General features: G+C 66.4%; 18 protein-coding genes. 10 read left to right on the top strand and 8 right to left on the bottom strand.

Annotated elements, in window-relative coordinates:
* The first annotated feature begins 89 nt into the window (after nt 1–89).
* From E3O45_RS03635 to secA, 3 genes are all read left to right on the top strand, one after another.
* Entirely contained in the window at nt 90–812 is a 723-nt protein-coding gene (locus E3O45_RS03635) for a ComF family protein (RefSeq protein WP_134441783.1), read from the top strand.
* Between the two features lie 122 nt (nt 813–934).
* A complete protein-coding gene (gene hpf, locus E3O45_RS03630; protein WP_134441781.1) occupies nt 935–1,639 on the top strand; it encodes a ribosome hibernation-promoting factor, HPF/YfiA family in 705 nt (234 codons plus the stop codon).
* A 140-nt stretch (nt 1,640–1,779) separates the two neighbouring features.
* Nucleotides 1,780–4,587 (top strand): preprotein translocase subunit SecA, encoded by a 2,808-nt coding sequence (gene secA / locus E3O45_RS03625; protein WP_134441779.1) that lies wholly within the window; start codon nt 1,780–1,782, stop codon nt 4,585–4,587.
* A gap of 31 nt (nt 4,588–4,618) precedes the next feature.
* Here secA and E3O45_RS03620 read toward each other — a convergent pair whose 3' ends face one another.
* Nucleotides 4,619–5,059, bottom strand: coding sequence for an Rv3235 family protein (locus E3O45_RS03620; protein ID WP_134441778.1), 441 nt, complete (start codon nt 5,057–5,059; stop codon nt 4,619–4,621).
* Nucleotides 5,060–5,189: 130 nt separating this feature from the next.
* Here E3O45_RS03620 and E3O45_RS03615 point away from each other — a divergent pair, with 130 nt between their 5' ends.
* The 3 genes from E3O45_RS03615 to E3O45_RS03605 all read left to right on the top strand — a co-directional run bounded on the left by E3O45_RS03615 (nt 5,190) and on the right by E3O45_RS03605 (nt 7,764).
* Nucleotides 5,190–5,789 (top strand): hypothetical protein, encoded by a 600-nt coding sequence (locus tag E3O45_RS03615; protein WP_134441776.1) that lies wholly within the window; start codon nt 5,190–5,192, stop codon nt 5,787–5,789.
* A gap of 83 nt (nt 5,790–5,872) precedes the next feature.
* On the top strand, nt 5,873–6,502 hold the full coding sequence (locus E3O45_RS03610; protein WP_134441774.1) for a hypothetical protein: 630 nt from the start codon (nt 5,873–5,875) through the stop codon (nt 6,500–6,502).
* The gene (locus E3O45_RS03605; RefSeq protein WP_134441772.1) at nt 6,502–7,764 is read left to right on the top strand and encodes a regulator; all 1,263 of its coding nucleotides are present in this window, start codon (nt 6,502–6,504) and stop codon (nt 7,762–7,764) included. Before E3O45_RS03610 ends, E3O45_RS03605 begins: the two co-directional genes overlap by 1 nt.
* A 34-nt stretch (nt 7,765–7,798) precedes the next feature.
* On the opposite strand, the gene E3O45_RS03600 is transcribed toward E3O45_RS03605, so the two are convergent.
* The gene (locus E3O45_RS03600) at nt 7,799–9,544 is read right to left on the bottom strand and encodes a DUF5671 domain-containing protein (RefSeq protein WP_241985203.1); all 1,746 of its coding nucleotides are present in this window, start codon (nt 9,542–9,544) and stop codon (nt 7,799–7,801) included.
* Nucleotides 9,544–10,008, bottom strand: a complete 465-nt coding sequence (locus E3O45_RS03595) for a hypothetical protein (protein WP_134441770.1) — start codon at nt 10,006–10,008, stop codon at nt 9,544–9,546. The genes E3O45_RS03600 and E3O45_RS03595 overlap by 1 nt, the downstream gene beginning before the upstream one ends.
* 79 nt (nt 10,009–10,087) lie before the next feature.
* On the opposite strand from E3O45_RS03595, the gene E3O45_RS03590 reads away from it, so the two are divergent.
* Nucleotides 10,088–11,581, top strand: a complete 1,494-nt coding sequence (locus E3O45_RS03590) for a sensor histidine kinase (RefSeq protein ID WP_134441768.1) — start codon at nt 10,088–10,090, stop codon at nt 11,579–11,581.
* A gap of 202 nt (nt 11,582–11,783) precedes the next feature.
* On the opposite strand, the gene E3O45_RS03585 is transcribed toward E3O45_RS03590, so the two are convergent.
* Nucleotides 11,784–12,032 (bottom strand): WhiB family transcriptional regulator, encoded by a 249-nt coding sequence (locus E3O45_RS03585; RefSeq protein ID WP_035837005.1) that lies wholly within the window; start codon nt 12,030–12,032, stop codon nt 11,784–11,786.
* A 192-nt stretch (nt 12,033–12,224) separates the two neighbouring features.
* Between E3O45_RS03585 and E3O45_RS03580 the strand changes: the two genes are divergently transcribed.
* Complete coding sequence (locus tag E3O45_RS03580; protein WP_241985202.1) at nt 12,225–12,674, top strand: hypothetical protein; 450 nt, start codon at nt 12,225–12,227, stop codon at nt 12,672–12,674.
* Nucleotides 12,675–12,797: 123 nt separating this feature from the next.
* On the opposite strand, the gene bcp is transcribed toward E3O45_RS03580, so the two are convergent.
* From bcp to aroA, 3 genes are read right to left on the bottom strand one after another with little or no spacing between them, the layout of a single operon-like run.
* A complete protein-coding gene (gene bcp / locus E3O45_RS03575; RefSeq protein ID WP_134441767.1) occupies nt 12,798–13,277 on the bottom strand; it encodes a thioredoxin-dependent thiol peroxidase in 480 nt (159 codons plus the stop codon).
* Between the two features lie 24 nt (nt 13,278–13,301).
* The gene (rsgA, locus tag E3O45_RS03570) at nt 13,302–14,411 is read right to left on the bottom strand and encodes a ribosome small subunit-dependent GTPase A (protein ID WP_134441765.1); all 1,110 of its coding nucleotides are present in this window, start codon (nt 14,409–14,411) and stop codon (nt 13,302–13,304) included.
* The gene (gene aroA, locus E3O45_RS03565; protein ID WP_134441764.1) at nt 14,412–15,773 is read right to left on the bottom strand and encodes a 3-phosphoshikimate 1-carboxyvinyltransferase; all 1,362 of its coding nucleotides are present in this window, start codon (nt 15,771–15,773) and stop codon (nt 14,412–14,414) included.
* A gap of 105 nt (nt 15,774–15,878) precedes the next feature.
* On the opposite strand from aroA, the gene E3O45_RS03560 reads away from it, so the two are divergent.
* Entirely contained in the window at nt 15,879–16,547 is a 669-nt protein-coding gene (locus E3O45_RS03560; protein ID WP_092451332.1) for a sigma-70 family RNA polymerase sigma factor, read from the top strand.
* Nucleotides 16,544–16,786, top strand: coding sequence for a zf-HC2 domain-containing protein (locus E3O45_RS03555; RefSeq protein ID WP_092451330.1), 243 nt, complete (start codon nt 16,544–16,546; stop codon nt 16,784–16,786). Before E3O45_RS03560 ends, E3O45_RS03555 begins: the two co-directional genes overlap by 4 nt.
* A 312-nt stretch (nt 16,787–17,098) precedes the next feature.
* Here the strand turns inward: E3O45_RS03555 and E3O45_RS03550 are convergent, their stop codons facing one another.
* Entirely contained in the window at nt 17,099–20,884 is a 3,786-nt protein-coding gene (locus E3O45_RS03550) for a multifunctional oxoglutarate decarboxylase/oxoglutarate dehydrogenase thiamine pyrophosphate-binding subunit/dihydrolipoyllysine-residue succinyltransferase subunit (protein ID WP_134441762.1), read from the bottom strand.
* Nucleotides 20,885–21,004: the final 120 nt, after the last annotated feature.

Genomic DNA, 21,004 nt, shown 5'->3' with positions numbered 1-21,004 from the left:
CGGCTCCTCCACCGGCGGCGCCGGGCGCGGCCGTCCGCCGCCCGCCCGCTCGCTCCCATCCGCACCGCAGCATCGGGCACACTGGCGCCATGAGCCACCGGCTGCGTGACCACCTGACCGCTGCGGCATTGGACGCCTGGGCGGCGCTGCTGCCCACCTCCTGCAGCGGCTGTGGAGCCGCTGACCGTGCCCTGTGCGCGGCCTGCCGGCTGGCGCTGCTCCCGGCCGTGCACCCGGTCACCCGCGACGACGTGCGCATCTGGTCGGCGCTCACCTACGAGGGTGTGGCCCGCCACGTGATCGCTGCCTACAAAGACAACGGGCGAACGGATGCCGCCGCGGCGCTGGCCGCACCGCTGCGAGCAGCCATCGTGGCCGCGCTCGCCGCCGCGCCGAGCCTGCCCGCACCGAGCTGGCCCGCACCGACCCTGCCCGCACTTAGCCGGGTCGCGCCGGGCCCGGCCGGAATCGAGCTCGTGACCATCCCCTCCTCACGCCGGGCCTGGCGGGCCCGCGGCTACCACCCGGTCGATGCACTGCTGCATCGCGCTGGCCTCCACCCGGCCCCGTTGCTCGCCCAACGCGGCGTGGTCAGCGACCAGGTCGGTCTGGGCCGTACTGAGCGCGCCGCGAACAAAGACCACAGCCTCATGGCCCGACATCCACTCAACGGAGTCGCTGTAATCCTGGTCGACGACATCGTGACCACCGGCGCCACGCTCCTCGAGGCGCGCCGTGCCGTGTTCGCTGCGGGCGGCACCGTCGTTGGCCTGGCCACACTGGCGGAAACGCGGCGTCTGCTGCCGCGATAACGACCCGTCGCACAAACTGGTTAACAAATACTGTGACTTATCCCATCGCCCCGGCTACGGTGGAGTCAAAGGCGCGCAATGATCGCCCGGTTTGAGGGCGGTCCGCCAAACTGGAGGTCGTCATGGAAACTAACATCGTCGGACGCAACCTTGGGATCACTGATCGCTTCCGGGATTACGCGACGGAGAAGGCCGAGAAAATCGCACTCCTCGCGGATAAGGCCCTCGCACTCGAAATCAAGGTCAGCCGCCACCACGAGAAGAACGGTGCAGCCGTCGGCAACGACCGGGTTGAACTCAGCCTGATCGGTAAGGGTCCGCTCGTTCGGGCCGAAGCGGACGGATCCGACAAATACGCTGCTTTCGACGTGGCGCTCGGCCGTTTACTCGAGCGTGTTCGCCGCGCCAAGGACCGCAAGAAGGTGCACCGCGGTGGAGCCCACCGCCCCACCTCGCTGCACGAGGCATCCGCGGTCGGGTTCAGCGTCATCGACATCACGCCAGCCAACCCCGAAACGCTCGAGCGGGTGCGCACCGGCGCGATTCCCATCGTGCAAGCGGATGCCCCCGCCGTCGCGGTCGAGGAAGAGTACTGCCCCGTCGTCATCCGTCGCAAGGTCTTCGCCGCTGCGCCCATGTCGGTCGACGATGCGCTCTACTTCATGGAGCTGGTCGGGCACGACTTCTACCTGTTCCAGGATATCGAAACCAAGCGTCCGAGCGTGGTCTACCGCCGCAAGGGCTGGGACTATGGAGTCATCGAACTCGATAGTGCCGTCAGTGAGTTGCACGAGGCTGTGCCCGTTGCCAGCGGGCGTGCCAACTGACCAACTAGCATTGCCTTAGTTGCCGACCAGGTCGGCGCTCTGGCATCTGCCAGACGAGAGGCGCAGGCAGGCGCTGCGGGAGCGGTTCAATCGAGCTTCCGCAGCGCGTGTCTGCACCGTTTGACTAGTGGAGTACATTCGTGGCGTCAATTCTTGAAAAGGTTCTTCGTGTTGGTGAAGGCCGCGTTCTGCGCCGCCTGGAAAACTACGCGAAAGCCATCAACGCGCTGGAAGAGGACTTCCACGAGCTCACCGACGAGGAGCTCAAGAACGAGACCGTCACCCTGCGGGAGCGGTACTCCAACGGCGAATCGCTCGACGACTTGCTCCCCGAGGCGTTCGCCGCCGTGCGCGAGGCGAGCACCCGAACCCTGGGGCTGCGGCACTTCGACGTGCAGCTGATGGGCGGGGCAGCACTGCACCTCGGCAACATCGCCGAGATGAAGACCGGTGAGGGCAAGACCCTGGTCGCCACCACTGCCGCCTATCTCAATGCGATCAGCAGCCGCGGTGTGCACGTCATCACGGTCAACGACTACCTCGCGAGCTACCAGAGCGAGCTCATGGGCCGCGTCTTCCGCGCCCTCGGTATGACGACCGGATGCATCATCTCCGGCCAGACTCCGGCTGCGCGTCGGGAAATGTATGCCGCCGACATCACCTACGGCACCAACAATGAATTCGGTTTCGACTACCTGCGCGACAATATGGCCTGGCAGTCCAGCGACATGGTGCAGCGCGGTCACTACTTCGCCATCGTCGACGAGGTCGACTCGATTCTCATCGACGAGGCACGCACCCCCCTGATCATCTCCGGACCCGCTTCCGGCGAAGCCAACCGCTGGTTTAACGAGTTCGCCAGCCTGGCCAAGCGCCTGGTTCCCGACGAAGATTTCGAGGTCGACGAGAAGAAGCGCACCATCGGTGTGCTCGAACCCGGCATTGAAAAGGTCGAGGATTACCTCGGCATCGACAACCTGTACGAATCGGCCAATACCCCGTTGATCTCCTTCCTGAACAACGCGATCAAGGCGAACGCCCTGTTCAAGAAGGACAAGGACTACGTCGTGATGAACGGCGAGGTACTCATCGTGGATGAGCACACCGGCCGAATCCTGATGGGCCGTCGCTACAACGAGGGCATCCACCAGGCCATCGAAGCCAAGGAGGGTGTCGCGGTCAAGGCCGAGAACCAGACCCTGGCCACGGTCACCCTGCAGAACTATTTCCGCCTCTACTCCAAGATCTCCGGCATGACCGGAACAGCCGAGACCGAGGCCGCCGAGTTCATGAGTACCTACAAGCTCGGCGTGGTGGCCATCCCCACCAACAAGCCGATGAAGCGCCTCGACCAGTCCGATCTGATCTACAAGAACGAAGAGTCCAAGTTTCGTCAGGTCGTCGAGGACATCGTCGAACGCCATGCGGCCGGGCAGCCAGTTCTGGTCGGCACCACGAGCGTTGAAAAGAGCGAATACCTGTCGCGTCTGCTCGCCAAGAAGGGCGTGCGGCACGAGGTGCTCAACGCCAAGAACCACGCCCGTGAGGCCGCGATCGTCGCGCAGGCCGGTCGCCTCGGTTCGGTGACCGTGGCCACCAACATGGCCGGTCGTGGTACCGACGTGATGCTCGGCGGCAACGCCGAGTTCATCGCCGTCGCCGAGATGAACGCGAAGGGTCTCAGCCCGATTGAGACCCCCGACGAGTATGAACTCGCCTGGGATGACGTCTTCACCGCGGTAAAGGCCGACGTGGCGGAAGAGGCCGACAAGGTCATCGCCGCCGGTGGCCTGTACGTGCTCGGCACCGAACGGCACGAGTCCCGTCGCATCGACAACCAGCTGCGCGGACGCAGCGGTCGCCAGGGCGACCCGGGCGAGAGCCGCTTCTACCTCTCCCTCACCGATGACCTCATGCGCCTGTTCAACGCCGGCGCCGCCGAAGCACTGATGGGGCGCCAGGGGGTGCCCGACGATATGGCGATCGAGTCTAAGGTCGTCAGCCGGGCCATTCGCAGCGCCCAGTCGCAGGTCGAGGGTCGCAACGCCGAGATTCGCAAGAACGTGCTCAAGTATGACGACGTACTCAACCGCCAGCGCGAGGCGATCTACGGCGACCGCCGGCACATCCTTGAGGGCGACGACCTGCACGAGCGCACCCAGACCTTCCTCACCAACGTCATCGACGAGGTGCTCGACGTGCACGCCGGCGAAGGCAACGGCGACGACTGGGACTTCGATGCCATGTGGACCGAGCTCAAGACGCTCTACCCGGTGGGACTGACCATCGACGAGGTCGTATCAGAGGCCGGCGACAAGGGCAAAATCAACCGCGACTTCATGCGCCGCGAGATTCTCTCCGACGCCAAGCTCGCCTACACCCGCCGGGAAGAGTCCCTCGGTTCTCCGGCCATGCGCGAGCTCGAACGCCGCGTGGTGCTGTCGGTCATCGACCGCCGCTGGCGCGACCACCTGTACGAGATGGATTATCTGAAGGACGGCATCGGTCTGCGCGCGATGGCTCAGCGAGACCCTTTGGTCGAGTACCAGCGTGAAGGCTTCGCCATGTTCCAGCAGATGATGGGACAGATTCGCGAAGAAACGGTCGGGTTCCTGTTCAACCTCGACGTCGAGGTGACGGTCGGATCCGGAGCCGTCGCCGGACCGGTCGTCGCGGCCAAGGGGCTGTCCCCGGCCGATTCCCCCGAGGAGAAGCTCAGCTACACCGCCCCGAGCGATTCGGGTGGAATCGAGGTGCGCAACCAGCGCGGTCAGATTCAGCAGACCGCCACCGATCGAGCCAGACGCACGGCCACCGTCGCTGCCAGCGATGACGAACCGACCGAGCCGGCCGGACCGCCCCAGCGTGGAGCCTTCGGTCAGAAAACCGAGGGTGCTGCCCCCGTGAACCGGGCGGAGCGTCGCTCACAGGGTAAGAAAACAACGTAGCGTTTCGGTCGCCCTCGGTTTTGGCCGTGCTTTACAGCACGACCAGGACCGAGGCTCGCCACCGCCGGTCCATCCCCTCCAAACAGATCGCGACCGCATAGCTCCGGTGCCGCTCGAACATGACGACGACGGCGTCCAGGCCTCCAGTGTCGCGCTTCACCTGGGTGACGTGGCCGATGGCGAGCCGGGGGCGGTCAGCAACCTGGCCGGTGACGGCGCGCGCCCGCGCTGCGATCGACGCTCGAACGCGCAGATGGGCATAGACGTCGTCGGTTACCCAGCTCGCAAGGTGTTCAATCTGTCGGACTCCGGCGATGACCTCGAAGGCGCAGATCGCCAGGGCCCGAAGCAGCGGTTCCGGATCGGGGAGCTCCGCCATGGTACTGGGCTGAGGACCGAAGAACTCGTCGTCTTCGGTTCGCTCCCGCCGGAGGGCCTGCGCATTCGATTCGCTGCTACCGGGTGACGGCATGATGCCTCCTGAGGTCGAGCACGAGCTGCAATGGCGGAAACCTAAGCAGCATTGTTCCGGCACTGTCGAGGGCTTAAAGAGCCTGTGGACAACGTGAGCGAGAACGCCCAGGTTCGGCTACTTTCGGTGTGTGCGCTGGGATGATTTGTTTGATGACCTGGAAGGGCAGCTCGACTACGAGCTGCAGGCCGAGGTCGCTGACCTGTGCCTGCACGAGGAACGGGAGCGTCTGGAGAAGCTCTCCCTGCGCACCCGGCTGAGCAACGTGGTGCGGTCCGCGAGCCTCGGCAGCGCCCTGCGGCTGCGCGTGGTGCTCGTGTCGGGCCAAACGCTCGCCCTGCGTCCGACCGCGCTGGGCCGGGACTGGCTTGCGGCCGACCTGCTCGATTCCGAGAGCGCTCGCGGCCAGTGCGTGGTCCCGCTCGCGGCCATCGCCGCAGTCTTGCTCGACGAGGAACAGATCAGGGCGTCGTTGGCCGTGGAATCGGCAGCGACCGGTCGGGGAGTCGAACGGGTCGGACTACCGTTCGTCCTGCGCAACCTGTGCCGTCGCCGGCGCGCCGTGGAGCTGGACACCCGGGCCGGTGTGGTGGCCGGAACCATCGACCGGGTGGCGCGGGACCACATTGATCTGGCGGTGCATCCGCTCGGAACGTTGCGCCGTGGCCCCGAAATCGCTCACTACCGCATCGTGCCGATCTGGCAGATCCATGTCATCCGGCTGAAATGACGCTGCCCTGTGGAGAACTTTTTCACCGGGTGGCACAGTGGGCCACGATAAGAGCGAATCCTTCCAGACAAGCGAGGTAGCGGATGATGTCACCCGGTTCCACACGTACGCGCCGCCGCTTCTGGGTGGACCCCCGATTCGTCATCGGCCTCGTGCTCGTGGCCGCGTCGATTGCCGGCGTGAGTGCGATCGTCGTCGGCAGTGACCGCACCACGGCGGTCTACACCGCACGCCACACGCTCACCGTCGGCGATCGCCTCACGAAGACCGACCTCGTTGAAACCCGGGTACGGCTGGGCAGAGCCGCCGACCTCTATCTGTCGCCCTCGGTCGAGCCGGGCATGCTGGTCACCCAGACCATCCTGGCCGGGGAACTCGTGGCGCGCTCCGCGGTCGGAGCAGCAGCCGGAGAGCTGACGACGAGTGTCGTCGTAGACGTTCCCGGCCGGTTGGCAGCCAGGGTCGTGTCCGGTTCGGTGGTGGACATCTGGTCGGCGCGGGCGACCGGGCCGGGCGAATACGCGCCGCCGACGATTCTCGTGGCGCAGGCTGTCGTGGTGCGGATCGTGATCCCGACCGGCATTATCGCCGCAGACAATGGTCAATCCGTGGAATTGCTCGTGCCCAAGGCGAACGTCGCCGACGTGCTCGAAGCGATCATGAACGGTGATGCCCTCGCGATCGTGCCGGTCAATACCCCCGTGGTTCCCTGATGGCCCGGATCGCGCTCGTGCTGGACCGAACGACCGAGCAGCGCATGCTGGCCGACATCATCGAGTGCGGGCACAGTGTGGTGACGCGCGTGGATACCGCCCGCGATTTTCTGGAATCGCTGTCGCACGGCCAGCCGCACGTCGTCGTGGTCAGTGGTCGGCGGGAGTCTCTGACCGGCCAGCTGATCGCCGCCTGCGATGAGCGGGGCATCCGGGTCGTCGCCATCGCCGCATCGGAACAGGAACGTCGGCACGCCGGCTCGCTCGGCCTGTACGAAACCGTGGCCCTGCCCTGTGACTGGGCGGAGATCGAAGACCTGCTCGTCTCGGGCGTGGTGGTGCCGCTGCGCGTCGGGGATCGGCACTTCACCGGCGGCGCGCTGAGTGCCGGCTCCGTCATCGCGGTGTGGGGCCCGTCCGGGGCGCCCGGGCGTACCACGCTCGCCATTAACATTGCAGCCGAAATTGCCGCGGCCGGCCACACCGTGGTGCTGGCCGACGTCGACACCTACGGCGCGTCCATCGCACCGCGGCTCGGCATGCTCGACGAGGCTCCCGGCTTTGCCGCCGCCTGCCGCCTGGCCGGCAGCGACAGCCTGAACCGGTCAGAACTCGAGCGCATCGCCCAGCGCTACAATTCCCCGAAGGGCGCCTTCTGGGTGTTGACCGGTCTCGGCCGGCCGTCTCGCTGGCCGGAACTGTCGACCGAGCGGGTCACCCGCACGATCGATGCGCTGCGACACTGGGTGGATTACGTGGTGCTGGACACCGGATTCAATCTGGAGAGCGACGAGGAATTGAGCAGCGATCTGTTGGCACCGCGCCGCAACGCGGCCACGGTGACCGCGCTGCGGATGGCCGACCACGTCGTCGCCTGCGGACTGGCCGACCCGATCGGCATGGCGCGGTTTTTGCGGTCCTGGGTGGACCTCGCCGAGGTCACGACCGGCCGTGCCGTGAGTGTTGTGATCAATCAGGTGCGGGCGAGCGCCCTGGGGCTCAATCCGCGTGGGCAGGTCTTGAGAACCCTCAAGCTGCTCGGCAACATCGACTCCGCCGTTCTGGTGCCGCACGACCAGGTCGCGCTCGATACCGCCGTACTGACCGGCCACACCCTGCGGGACGGGGCGCCGAAGTCCCCGGCGCGCGTCAGCATCCGTCGATTTGTGCTCGATGAGCTGATCGTCGTTGCGGTCGGCCAAACCGAGCGGGTGCCGCGGCGAGTGCGCTGGCCTGGCCGTAAGGCCGCCCCGGCGATCTGATCTGACCAGTACTGATCGATCAGGCCTGCGCTGGTCAGTTCTGCAGCGGGATGACGTCGACGCTGCCGCCGACGCCCACGACGACGAGCACGCGTGCTCCGGTGACCCCGGCCAAGGCCAGGCCGAGGCGCGCGGCCGATGGCAGGACGTCGTCGCGAGGTGCAGCGTCGATCGGTGCATCGTTGGTCGGTGCAGGGCCGTCGGGGGCGGTCGCACGCTGCCAGACCGTGACGGCGGCGCCGGTCAGCTCGGCGATGAGGTCGCGGGTCGCGGTCGGGTCGCCGGCCGTGACCAGAATGATTCGGTGGATGGCACGGCCGGGCAGCCCGGCCTCAGCCAGCGCAGCGCGGTCCCTCCGCCAGACCGAGAAGTGGTAGCCGGCGGCGAGGCCGGTGGCGACGAGCAGCCCCAACGGTGCCCGCACCCGGTCGAGCAGGCTCTGTCGGCTCAGATCGTCGAGGACGAATTCGAAGATGCGGTAGCCGATCACGAGCAGGGTGATAATGGCCACGATCGCGCTGATCCCGAAGATGAGAATGAGGTAGACCCGGCGGCCCGTCACCTGGGCGGACTCCGGATTGACCGGGCGCAGCGGCTTCCAGGCGGCCCACCAGACCGGGCCACCCACGATTGCGGCGCTAAGCCCGCCGAGCAGCAGGGAGCGCGTGTCCGACCCGACCACGACCGGCGCCAGGCCGGACAGCAGGGCATTGACGATGATTCCCAGCCCGGTAGCCGCAGCCACCAGACCGAAGCCGGAAACGACGAGGGTGGCGGCCAGCCGGGTCGGCAGCGCTCGCTGCCGCAGCAGACCGTGGTGGTAGGCCCAGATTAGAGCGCCGACCAGAGCGGTCGCCACGGCGGTGCCGAGCGGATCGAGAATATCGTCCAGCGGATGCTCCCGGGCAAAGGCCAGCCGGAGCAGCACGAACAGCACCGTGCCCGTTCCCGCCAGCGACGCGGCAGCGGCGGCGGCGATCCCCAGGACGACGAGGGTGAGATCGGCCAGCACACCGCGCACGAGCCGGGCGCGCTCCCGCATCCACTGCCACCACCAGATCAAGGTGCCGCCGAGAAACCAGACGCCTGCCTGCAGGGCCAGCCGCCACCAGGGGTCGCCAATGACGATCGAGGACTGGAGCGCGTCGACGGCCGCATTGACCAGGGATGCGAGCGCGGTCACCGCCCCGACCGCTCCGATCAGCAAGCCGAAAATCGCGCTCAGAATGGGCGCGACGCTCGTCAACTGCAGGGGACTCTTGGACGGGTGTCGAGACATCCACCGGTGCCAGGCCCACACCAGCGTCCAGATCAGCGCGACCGCGAGGGTGCGCGGCTGCCAGTCGCCCCGCACCAGTGCCGCCAGGGTCCCGAGCAGGGCAGAAGCCGCGGTCACGAGCGCGACCGTCTGCAGGCCGGCCAGGTAGAGCCCCCAGGAGATCGACGCCCGCTCCGCGCTCGCCATCCGCCGCCACAGCACCCACCAGAGCAGCGCGGCGAACGGGCCGGCGATCAGGGTGAAGGCGAGGGACCGCGCGAGTCCGGTCACATCGATACCGGCCAGGTTGGTGCCGGTATCGAGGGCGCGCCCCAGGAGGCCGCTCAGGCCGATCGCGGCGATGACCACGAGCGCGAACAACAGGATGTACACGACCACTCGGCGTGCCGTCGGCGTTGATGTGCTACCGGGCTGTCCAGGAGATCGGCGCACAGCGATGACGATGCCGGTCATGCCTACGCCCAGCACGGCGACGAGGACGAGGAGAACCACGATGGACATTACTTCGTTACCGTCGGGTTCGGGCAGATGGAGAGTTCCCAGGGAGCTGTCTCGATCAGCCAGGCACCGTCCGCCCTGACCAGGTCGAAATTGCTCTCGAACTCATACTCGGAGGCGCCGAACGGGCCGTCGTCGTAGGACGTGACCAGGGACACGACGACATCGGCTGATTTGGGGCGAACCGTCGTTGACACCAGTACGACGCGAAGGCTGTTGGTTGGACCGTGTTCGACGGGCCCACAGCCCACCAAGGCCTCTGCGGTGAGCAGCTTTTCGGCCGCATCTTCGTCACCGGCGATGACGGCCGCAGAATAGGCCTGCACCACGCCTTCCGGGGTGCTTGGGTCGAACGGTGCCGGTGCGCCGCGGGTGAAGACCACCACGAGGGCGACGAGCACCAGGGCGGCGATAGTGCCGAGGATGACGATCAAGGTGCGATCTTTAGTGCCCGCCGGTGTGTGCATGTTCTCATCATGGACCCAATGGTGTGGCATCACCACAGCGGGTGCCGGGGGAAGCGCGCGGGGATCTAGGCTAGTGATCGTGTCGACTCTCAGTGATCTCGTTCTTGCCCAGGGCCGCAGCAGCGCGGAAGACGTGGACTGGCTGCACATGCTCGTTGCCGACGGCCAGCTGCTGGCCGACCTCGCTTTCGCCGATATTGTCGTATGGGTTCCGGCGCAGTCTGGTAGCTTCGTCGCCGTCGCGCATGCCCGGCCGTCGAGTGCCGCCACACTGTTCTATCGCGACTTCGTCGGGCAGCAGATCAAGGTCGAGTGGCGCAATCAGGTTACCGAGGCGTTCGAGACCGCCAGGATCGTCGACGCCACCGCTCCCGACTGGTATGAGGAGACGCCGACCCGGGTGCGGGCTATCCCGGTGCTGCGCCGGCTGAGCACGACCGGTGCTGCGGTAACGGATGCCCCGGTGGCGGTGCTGACCTGCCACAGCAACCTGAGCGAGGCACGCACGCCGGGACGCCAGGAACTGACCTTCAACGACTGCGCCAACGATCTGTTCGCCATGATCGCGTCCGGGGACTTTCCCGACCTCGGCGCTCCGACCGGTCCGCGCCGCGGCGCGCCACGCGCCTCCGACGGGCTGCTCCGGCTCGATGTCGACGGACTGACCACCTTTGCCAGCCCCAACGCGCTCTCGGCGTTTAACCGCATGGGTTTCATCGAGGAACTCGAGGGGGAATCGCTCGCCGAGGTGACGACCGGCCTGCTCACCGGCACCGCCGTCGTGGACGAGTCGCTGCCCCTGGTGGTCACCGGGCGGGCACCGTGGCGCACCGACATTGAAGCGCGCGGCGTGACGGTGTCGCTCCGGGCGATTCCCATTCGCAACCGCGGCGAACGCGTCGGCGCGATCGTGTTGTCGCGAGACGTTACCGAACTGCGGCACCAGGAACGTGAGCTGATCACCAAGGATGCCACCATCCGGGAGATTCACCACCGGGTCAAGAACAACCTGCAGACCGTCGCCTCGCTGCTGCGGATCCAGGCTCGGCGTACCCAGTCCGACCGGGCGCGCGAGGCGCTGACCCAGGCGATGCGGCGGGTCGCTGCGATTGCCGTCGTGCACGACACCCTGTCCGAGGGACTCAGCCAGATCGTCGACTTCGACGCCGTTTTCGAGCGGGTGCTGCTGCTCACGGTGGAGGTCGCATCCGCTCACAATACGACCGTGCATCCCAAATCGTCGGGTAGCTTCGGCACCCTGCCCAGCGCCTATGCGACGCCGCTCGCGCTGGTTTTGACCGAACTGGTCACCAATGCTGTGGAGCACGGCCTCGCCGGGCGCGAGGGCGAGGTGTCGATCGAGGCGCAGCGCAGCGATGAGACACTGACCGTCATGGTGCGAGACACCGGTGCCGGATTACCGGAAGGTAAAGTCGGTTCGGGGCTCGGCACCCAGATCGTGCGCACGCTCATTCAGGGCGAGCTCGGCGGCACCATCGACTGGCACACCATGATGGGCAGCGGCACCGAGGTCACGATCGAGATCCCCCTCCGCTTCATGCAGGAGTCCTAGCCCTTTCGGGACGGGGCCTGGGCCCCGTCCCTGGGCCCAGGTTAGAAACTGGGCCCAGGGACATAAGGTGGGCCCGGCGAGCGGATGCCGATTCCGCGCGGTCGCGCGGCCCGGCTGCTCGCAGAGCACAAAAAAACGAGCCCGCGGCCTCCGGGAATACCGGACGGCCGTTGGCTCGCGTTCTGTAGCGGTGCCGGCTTTGCTAGGAAGCGCGACGGGCGCGTGCGGCGCGACGCTTGAGCGCACGTCGCTCGTCCTCGCTCAGGCCGCCCCAGACCCCAGAGTCCTGACCGGTCTCGAGTGCGTACTGGAGGCAGACCTCCGTGACGTTGCAGCGAGCGCACACCGATTTTGCCTTCTCGATCTGGTCCACAGCGGGTCCAGTGTTACCGACCGGAAAAAAAAGTTCCGGGTCAGCGGTGAGGCAGGCAGCTTTATCGCGCCAGTCCATAGGGATGCTCCTTTTATTACATGGGTGCACGGCCGATTGGCCAGAGTTGCAGGGTGATGGCCGGTTGCAGGAAAGTGGGATCTGCGCGATAACCGCGTTGAAACAGCTCACGTCCCTGTGAGCGTCAACCGGGCCTCAAATATCGTCCCATAATAGAGGTATCAAATCAATAGTTTTGTATGGCTTTTCGCTGTGAACAGCGACTCTGGTGCGCGGCGCCCAGCTCGGATCGACCTCCGGGCGTTTCGTCGCGCCCCCCTGCTGGGTGTGCTTGTAGGGCTCGTAGCTCTGGAGGCGCTCGCACTGTGGGCGCTCACGGCCTGGTGGGTGCTCGAACTGCTCATCGATACACCGACCTCGATGGGTGGCGCGTTCGCCCTGCTGGCGCTGACGGCCGTCGCGGCCGTGTGGGTGAGCGCAATCACGGTCGGCGCCCTGCGCGGGCGTCCGTGGATTCGTGGAGCCGCGGTCACCTGGCAGCTCGTGCAGATCATGATCGCCGTCGGTTGCTTCCAGGGCATCTACGCCCGCCCCGACGTCGGCTGGGCGCTGCTCGCCCCCTCGATCGTGGTGCTCGTGCTGGTCTTCACTCCGAAGGTCGTCGCCGCGACCAGTCACGAACCGAAGCCGGACGCCGACTGACTACGGCCGACTGACTACGGCCGACTGACTACGGCCGCCTGACCACGGCCGACTGACTACGGCCGCCTGACCACGGCCGCCTGACTACGGCCGCCTGACCACGGCCGCCTGACCGCTAGACGGTCAGGCGTCGATGCCGAGCTTCTTGCGCAGGCTGGCGACGTGGCCGGTGGCCTTGACGTTGTACAGGGCGTGGGTGATGACGCCGGCTTCGTCCAGCACGAACGTCGACCGCAGCACGCCGGTCACGATCTTGCCGTAGAGGTTCTTCTCGCCCCAGGCACCGTAGGCGCGGTGCACGTCGAGTGCGCTGTCGCTCAGCAGCGGAAAGTTAACCGCATCATGCTCCTGGAACGTCTTGAGCTTGGCCGGGGCATCCTTCGACAGGCCGAGCACCTGGTAGCCCGCGGACTTGAGCGACCCGAGGTTGTCGCGAAAGTCACAGGCCTGGGTCGTGCAGCCGGGGGTCATCGCCGCCGGGTAGAAATACACGACCACCTTGCTGCCCGCGAAACCGCTAAGCGAAACGGATGCCCCGTCCTGGTCGGTCAGGGTGAACTGGGGGGCCGTATCGCCGACTGCAAGGCGCGCTGAATCCGTCATGGTTCCATCGTATCGAGAGCAGACTCAGCGGGCGGGCGCAAACGTGGCGAGCAGCCGTTGCAGCGAGTCGAGGCGCACCCGGCCGGTGTCGCCGAGCTCGCCGGCCTCAACCGCGTCGATGATCGCGCAGTCCGGTGAATCGGGCAGGTGAGTGCAGCCGCGCGGGCAGCGCTCCGCGATCGTCGCGAGGTCGGTGAAGGCCTTGAGAATATTGTCGGTGTTGATGTGACCGAGGCCGAAGGAGCGCACGCCGGGGGTGTCGATAACCCAGCCGCGGCCGGCATCCGTTTCGAGGCGCAGGGACACCGTCGACGACGAGGTGTGCCGGCCGCGCCCGGTGACGGTGTTGACGACGCCGATGGCGCGGTTGGTGCCGGGCACGAGCGCGTTCACCAGGGTGGACTTGCCGACGCCGGAGTGCCCGACGAAGACCGTGTCGTGCCCGACCAACGCGGCCGAGATCTCGGCGATCGGCATGCCGCCCTCACCACTCTGAAAGACCGGAAGGTCGAGGCCGGCGAAGTTGGCCAGGAACGCGGCGGGGTCGGCGAGGTCGGTCTTGGTGATGCACAGAATGGGTTTCACCCCGGCGTCGTAGGCCGCGACCAAATAGCGATCCACCAAGCGGATGCGCGGCTCCGGGTTGGCCGCAGCGACCACGATCAGCATCTGGTCGGCGTTGGCCACGATCACGCGCTCGACGGCGTCAGTGTCGTCGGCGCTCCTCCGCAGCAGGGTGTCGCGCGGCACGATGCGCACGATGCGGGCCAGGCTGCCCTCGGCGCCCGTGGTGTCGCCGACGATGTCGACCCGGTCGCCGTTGACGACCGCCTTCTTGCGCAGCTCGCTGGCCCGCGCGGTTGTGATTCGACGCTCGGTGGGCAGATTCTCGTCGAGCATGACGGTGTAGCGACCGCGATCTACCGAGAGGATGCGCCCGGTCAGCGCATCCTGATGGCTCGGCCTGGTCTTGGAGCGCGGTTTACTACCCTTGCGGCCGGGGCGCACGCGCACGCTCGACTCGTCGAATTCCGGTTCGTCGTCGTCGGCTAAGGCCCACCAGGTGTCGCCGGGATCGCCAGCCAGGTCCTCGGCAAGACCCTCAGAACCGTCAGCGGGCGGCGCCACGGGCATCTACAGCGCCGCTTCGGAGATCATCGCGTGCCACAACTCGGGAAACTGGGGGAGCGTCTTCGCGGTCGTACCGATGTTCTCGACCTCGACGCCGGGCACGGCGAGACCGATCAGCGCACCGGCCGTGGCCATGCGGTGGTCGTCGTAGCTGAGCCACTGGCCGCCGTGCAGGGGCGCCGGTTCGATCCGGAGGCCGTCGGGCAGCTCGGTGACCTTGCCGCCCAGCCGATTGATCTCGGTCGCCAGTGCGGCGAGACGGTCGGTCTCGTGGTGGCGAATGTGCCCGATGCCGGTGATCGTGCTCGGCGTCGAGGCCAGGGCGGCCAGAGCGACGAGGGTGCAGGCGAGTTCCCCGCCAGCGGAGAGATCCAGGTCGACGCCGACGATGTGCTCGCCCCCGGTGACGGTGAGCCGGTCACCGGCGCGCGTGACGACGGCGCCGAACAGCGGCAGCAGCTGGGCGAGGTCGGCCCCGACCTGCGTCGTCGTCTCCGGCCAGCCGGTGATGGTGACACTGCCGCCGGCCACGAGCGCGGCGCACAGAAAGGGTGCCGCGTTTGATAAATCGGGTTCGATGTCGACCGTGCGACCGGCGAGCTGACCGGGTGCGACGATCCACTCGCCGACGTTCGGCGTAGACACGTCGACGCCGCGCGCGCGCAGCACCTCGATGGTCATCTCGATGTGCGGCAGGCTCGGCAGCCGTTCGCCGGAGTGGGTGAGGTGCAGCCCCTGCTCGAAGCGTGCGCCGGCCAGCAGCAGCCCCGACACGAACTGGCTTGAGCTGCCGGCGTCGATGGTGACGGCTCCGCCGGTGACCGCTCCGCGGCCGTGCACGGTGAAGGGCAGGGCGTGCTTGCCATCGTCGTTGATATCGCCGCCGAGGTCGCGCAGAGCGCCGATGATGGGACCCATCGGGCGGCGTCGCGCACCGGCATCGCCGTCGAACGTGGTCGGGCCAAGCGCGAGGGCTGCGAGCGGGGGCAGAAAACGCATGACCGTGCCGGCCAGGCCGCAATCGATCGTGGTGGAGCCAAGCAATTCCTCGGGCGGGGTCACCAGCAGGTCCGTTCCGAACGCCCCGTCGCCCGCAACGGCCTCGATCGTGGCGCCGAGCTGCCGCAGGGCATCGACCATGAGATCGCTGTCGCGCGAGTGCAGCGGCGCGCGCAGCAGAGACGGTTCACTGGCGAGAGCGGATGCGACGAGCTCCCGGTTGGTCAGGGATTTCGAGCCCGGCAGAGCCAGCACCGCCTGCAATGGCGCGCCAATGCTCGGCGCCGGCCACCAGACATCCACTTCGGTCGGTGAATTGTCGCCGTACGGATCGAACTCCGGCTTGGAATATCTCGAGATCAACATCGGTTATCAGAATAGTCGGTGATAACAATCTGAGGGAGGCCCGTGACGGTGTCAATGCTGTTAGAACGACCGCTGGCTGTGGGGAACGGCCTAGAATTGCCCGTGATGACTTCAGACACGCCCGTCAATTCGGAATCTATTCCGGTTGACGACACAGAACTGGTTGCACCGACCAAGGCCGAGCTGCGCGAGCAGACCCGCGGACTGTTCGAAGAACAGGCCCTGCCGTTCCTCGACCAGTTGTACGCTGCCGCGATGCGCATGACCCGCAACCCGTCCGATGCCCAGGACCTCGTGCAGGAGACCTTTGTCAAGGCCTTCGCCGCTTTCGCGCAGTACGAGCAGGGCACCAACCTCAAGGCCTGGCTGTACCGCATCCTCACCAACACCTTCATCAACCAGTACCGCAAGAAGCAGCGTGAGCCCTATCAGGGCACCATTGATGAGCTCGAAGACTGGCAGCTGGGCGGCGCCGAATCGACGACCGCCATGTCGGGACGGTCGGCCGAGGCCGAGGCCATCGACCATCTGCCGGACAGCGCCGTTAAAGAAGCCCTGCAGTCCATTCCCGAAGACTTCCGACTCGCCGTGTACTTCGCCGACGTCGAAGGCTTCTCCTACCAGGAGATCGCCGAAATCATGAAAACACCCATTGGCACCGTGATGAGCCGCCTGCACCGTGGCCGGCGACTCCTGCGTGAGCTCCTGGCCGGTTACGCGGCCGAGCGCGGACTAGGCCAGGGACAGAAAACATCCGGGAGCGCAAGCAAATGACCGATTGTGGTTGCGAGAAGGCCAAGGCCGAACTCGAAGAATACCTGCACAACGAACTCCGCAAAGACGATGCGGCCGACATTCAGGAGCACCTGGCGACCTGCACCGACTGCAGCGCCGAACACCTGATCGGACGCACCATGACCGAGGTGATGCAGCGCGCCTGCAAGGAAACCGCGCCCGAAGTTCTGCGCGACCAGGTCCTGCTCAAGCTGCGCGCCCTCCAGGCCTCGCACTAGCTGAGCGCGCACGCTCAATCGCCTGTCGCTGTTCGCTGGCAGGCAAACGGATGCCGCCGCGCTCGCACGCGGGCTGGCCACGCCGCACCCTCGTGGCACTCGTCATGGATCATGGCACCTTAGCGCGGGGTGCCACGAGCGGTACCAGGGCCACGAGCGGCGAAGTGACCGCGCGCATCCGCTGACGGCACGTGTTCGTCGCGCCGGCCCCGGTTGCAACCGGCCAGGCACGGGCCGCCAGGCCGCGCCCGCTGCCGCGCAGGAACACCAATGGAGGGTGACCCCGGGGTCACCCTCCATTTTCACGTGCGGTTACAGCGTGAGCGCCTCGCGCTGCAGCTTGGCCTGCTCGACCGCGTGGCGCTTGGCCGAACCTGCCGCCGGCGAGGCCGACGCGGGACGGGAGAACAGCCGCATGGCGCGCGGGCCGAGCTTGTTGGTCTCCAGGTAGAAGAACGGCCAGGCTCCCTGGTTCTCCGGTTCGTCCTGCACCCAGGCCAGTTCGGCGTTCGGATACTGGGCGGCGACGTTCTTCAGGTCAACGGCGGGCAGCGGGTAGAACTGCTCGACGCGCACGAGGGCGATCTCGGGGTTCGGGTTCTTCTCGAGTTCGTTCAGCAGGTCGTAGTAGATCTTTCCGGCCATGAACAGAACGCGCTTGACGGCGTTCTTGTCGTTCACGCGTGCATCGTCGATGACCGCTTCGAACTTGCCGCTGGTCAATTCAGACACGGCGCTCGTCGCTCCGCGCAGGCGCAGCATCGACTTCGGCGTGAACACGATGAGCGGACGGCGCGGACGCATGTAGGCCTGGCGACGCAGCAGGTGAAAGTACGACGCGGGCGTCGACGGGCGCGCCACGGTCATGTTTTCCTCGGCACACAGCTGCAGGAATCGTTCGATGCGGGCTGAGGAGTGGTCAGGGCCCTGACCCTCGTAGCCGTGTGGCAGCAGCAGCACAACGGATGACCGCTGGCCCCACTTCTGCTCGGCGGAGGACACAAACTGGTCGATGATGGTCTGCGCACCGTTGGCGAAGTCACCGAACTGGGCTTCCCAGAGCACGAGCGCGTCGGCGCGTTCCACCGAATAGCCGTACTCGAAGCCCATGGCGGCGTATTCGCTCAGCAGCGAGTCGTAGATCCAGAATCGGGCCTGGTTGTCCTTGAGATTGGCCAGGGGCAGCCATTCCTGGCCGTTCACCCGGTCGTGCAGCACCGCGTGACGCTGCACGAACGTGCCGCGGCGGGCATCCTGTCCGGCAAAACGCACCGGGGTGCCCTCGACCAGCAGCGAGCCGAGCGCGAGCAGTTCGCCGAAGCTCCAGTCGATATTGCCGTTACGGCTCATGTCGAGGCGCTTCTGCAACAGCTGCTGCAGCTTGTTGTGCACGGTGAAACCGGCCGGCTTGTTGTTGAATGCATCACCGATGAGCTGGATGACGCTCTCCGGGACACCGGTGGTCTCTGGCTCACCTGCAGCGTCTTCACGGGCCTGAGCTTCAGCCTCGGCCTTGGCCGTGGCGGCCATTTCCGGCGTGATGACCGGGATCGACGCGGTCTGGGCAGCGTGGGTCTCGAGGAAGGCGCGCTCGAGGCGATCCTGGAAGTCGCGGTGGGCGGCTTCGTACTCTTCCTCGGTGATGTCACCACGGCCGACGAGCGCCTCGGTGTACAGCTTGCGCACGCTGCGCTTGGCCTCCACCAGGTTGTACATCAGCGGCTGCGTCATCGAGGGGTCGTCGCCCTCGTTGTGGCCCCGACGGCGGTAGCAGATGAGGTCGACGACGACATCCTTCTTGAATTCCTGGCGGTAGGCGAAGGCTAGTTCGCCGGCGCGTACCACGGCCTCCGGGTCATCCCCGTTGACGTGGAAGATCGGCGCCTGGATGGTCTTGGCGACGTCGGTTGCGTAGACGCTGGTGCGGGCGTCCTGCGGCAGGGTGGTGAACCCGAGCTGGTTGTTGACCACGATGTGTACGGTTCCGCCGGTGCGGTAGCCGCGCAGCTGGGACATCTGCAGGGTTTCGAGTACGACGCCCTGGCCGGCCATCGCGGCGTCGCCGTGGATGAGGATCGGCAGGGTGGAGAAGGTGCCGATCGGCTTGCGGTCCTGCTTGGCGCGCACGATGCCCTCGAGCACGCCGTCGCCGGCCTCGAGGTGCGAGGGGTTCGCGGCCAGCGACACCGGAATCTCGGCGCCGTCTTCACCGCGGAACATGCCCGTGGTACCGAGGTGGTACTTCACGTCGCCGGAGCCGTGTACGGTGCGTGGGTCCTGCGTGCCCTCGAACTCGCGGAAGATCTCGCCGTAGGTCTTGCCGGCGATGTTGGTGAGAACGTTCAGGCGGCCACGGTGAGCCATCCCGATCGCGACCTCGTCGAGACCCTGCTCGGCGGCGCCCTGCAAAATGGTGTCGAGTAGCGGAATGGTGCACTCGCCGCCCTCGAGGCTGAAGCGCTTCTGACCGACGTACTTGGTCTGCAGAAACGTCTCGAAGGCTTCGGCCTCGTTGAGTTTGGCCAGAATACGCATCTGCTCGTGGTGCGTGGGCTTGACGTACGACTTCTCGATTTTCTCCTGCACCCACTTGCGCTGGGCCGGGTCCTGAATGTGCATGTACTCGATACCCGTGGTGCGGCAGTACGAGTCACGCAGCACACCGAGAATGTCGCGCAGCAGCATCTGGCGCTTCGCTCCGAAACCGCCGGTCACGAAGGACCGGTCGAGGTCCCAGAAGGTGAGCCCGTGGGTGGCGATGTCGAGGTCGGGGTGGCTGCGCTGTGAGTACTCGAGCGGGTCGATGTCGGCCATCAGGTGGCCGCGCACGCGGAACGAGTTGATCAGTTCCTGCACCCGCGCGGTCTTGTCGACGGCGCTCGCGAGGTCGACGCTGATGTCCGGGGCCCAGTGGATCGGGTCGTACGGGATGCGCAGGGCGGAGAAGATCTCTTCGTAGAAGTTGTGCTGGCCGATCAAAAGCTCGTGCACGATCTTGAGGAACTCGCCCGACCCTGCACCCTGGATGACGCGGTGGTCGTAGGTGCTGGTGAGAGTGATGGTCTTTGAGATGGCCAGGCCGGTGAGCGTCTTGACGCTCGAGCCCTGGAATTCGGCCGGGTAGTCGAGGGCGCCGGCGCCGATAATACAGCCCTGGCCCTTCATCAGGCGGGGCACCGAGTGCACGGTGCCGATGCCGCCCGGATTGGTCAGCGACAGGGTCGCTCCGGCGAAGTCGTCGGCCGTGAGCTTGTTTTGGCGGGCGCGAGTGACGAGGTCTTCGTAGGCAACGAGGTATTCGCCGAAGGTCATCGTGTCGGCACGCTTGATCGCCGGAACCAGCAGGGCGCGGGTGCCGTCGGGCTTGGGCATGTCGATGGCCAGGCCCATGCCGACGTGGGCGGGAGCGACCACCGAGGGCTTGCCGTCGACCTCGTCGTAGTAGACGTTCTGGCTCGGGAACATCTTGAGCGCGCGAATCAGCGCCCAGCCGATCAAGTGGGTGAAACTGACCTTGCCGCCGCGTGCCCGCTTCATGTGGTTGTTCATGACGATGCGGTTGTCGATGAGCAGCTTGGCCGGGATGGTGCGCACGCTTGTCGCGGTCGGCACGGTCAGGCTGGTGACCATGTTGGTCGCGAGTGACTTCGCCATACCGCGCAGCGGAACGACCTTGTCCTGCTTGACCGGCGCTGACTCGTCGGTGACGACGGTCTGCGGGCTGGTGACGGGAGCGTCGGCGGGAACCGGGGCCGGCTTCGGCGCGCTCGAGGTGGTGCGGGCCGTCGGCTGGTTCTCTGTCACCTGAGCTGGCGCGGCCGGTACGGCCGGGGCTGCGGCTGCGGCGGGTGTGGCTGCGGCGGGTGCGGCCGGCGCCGGTGAAACGGATGCTGCTGGCGCTGCTGCGGGGGCAGCATCCGCTGGAATGGGAGTGTTCGCGGTCTGGTTGTAGCTCTCCAACACCGGCCACCACGACTCATCAACCAAGTTCTTGTCGATCAGGAATCGCTCATACAATTCGTCAACGAGCCACTCGTTTGCTCCGAATTCGCCTGACGTTGTCTCGTCAGAAGCTCCACCGGTTACCTGGCTTGACACCGTGGGATCGCCCACTCTCTGCTTTGAATTTGGATGCCCTCGGCAAGGTCCGTTGCCGGGTCATTCTGCGCTTTCATTGAGCCTGTCGCTGACGATCGTGACCGCCAGGTCAGTCTTACT

The organism is Cryobacterium sp. TMS1-20-1 (assembly GCF_004402355.1).
GTDB lineage: Bacteria > Actinomycetota > Actinomycetes > Actinomycetales > Microbacteriaceae > Cryobacterium > Cryobacterium levicorallinum.
Note: the sequence above shows the minus strand (reverse complement) of the source record. Positions and strands in the feature narration are given on the sequence as shown.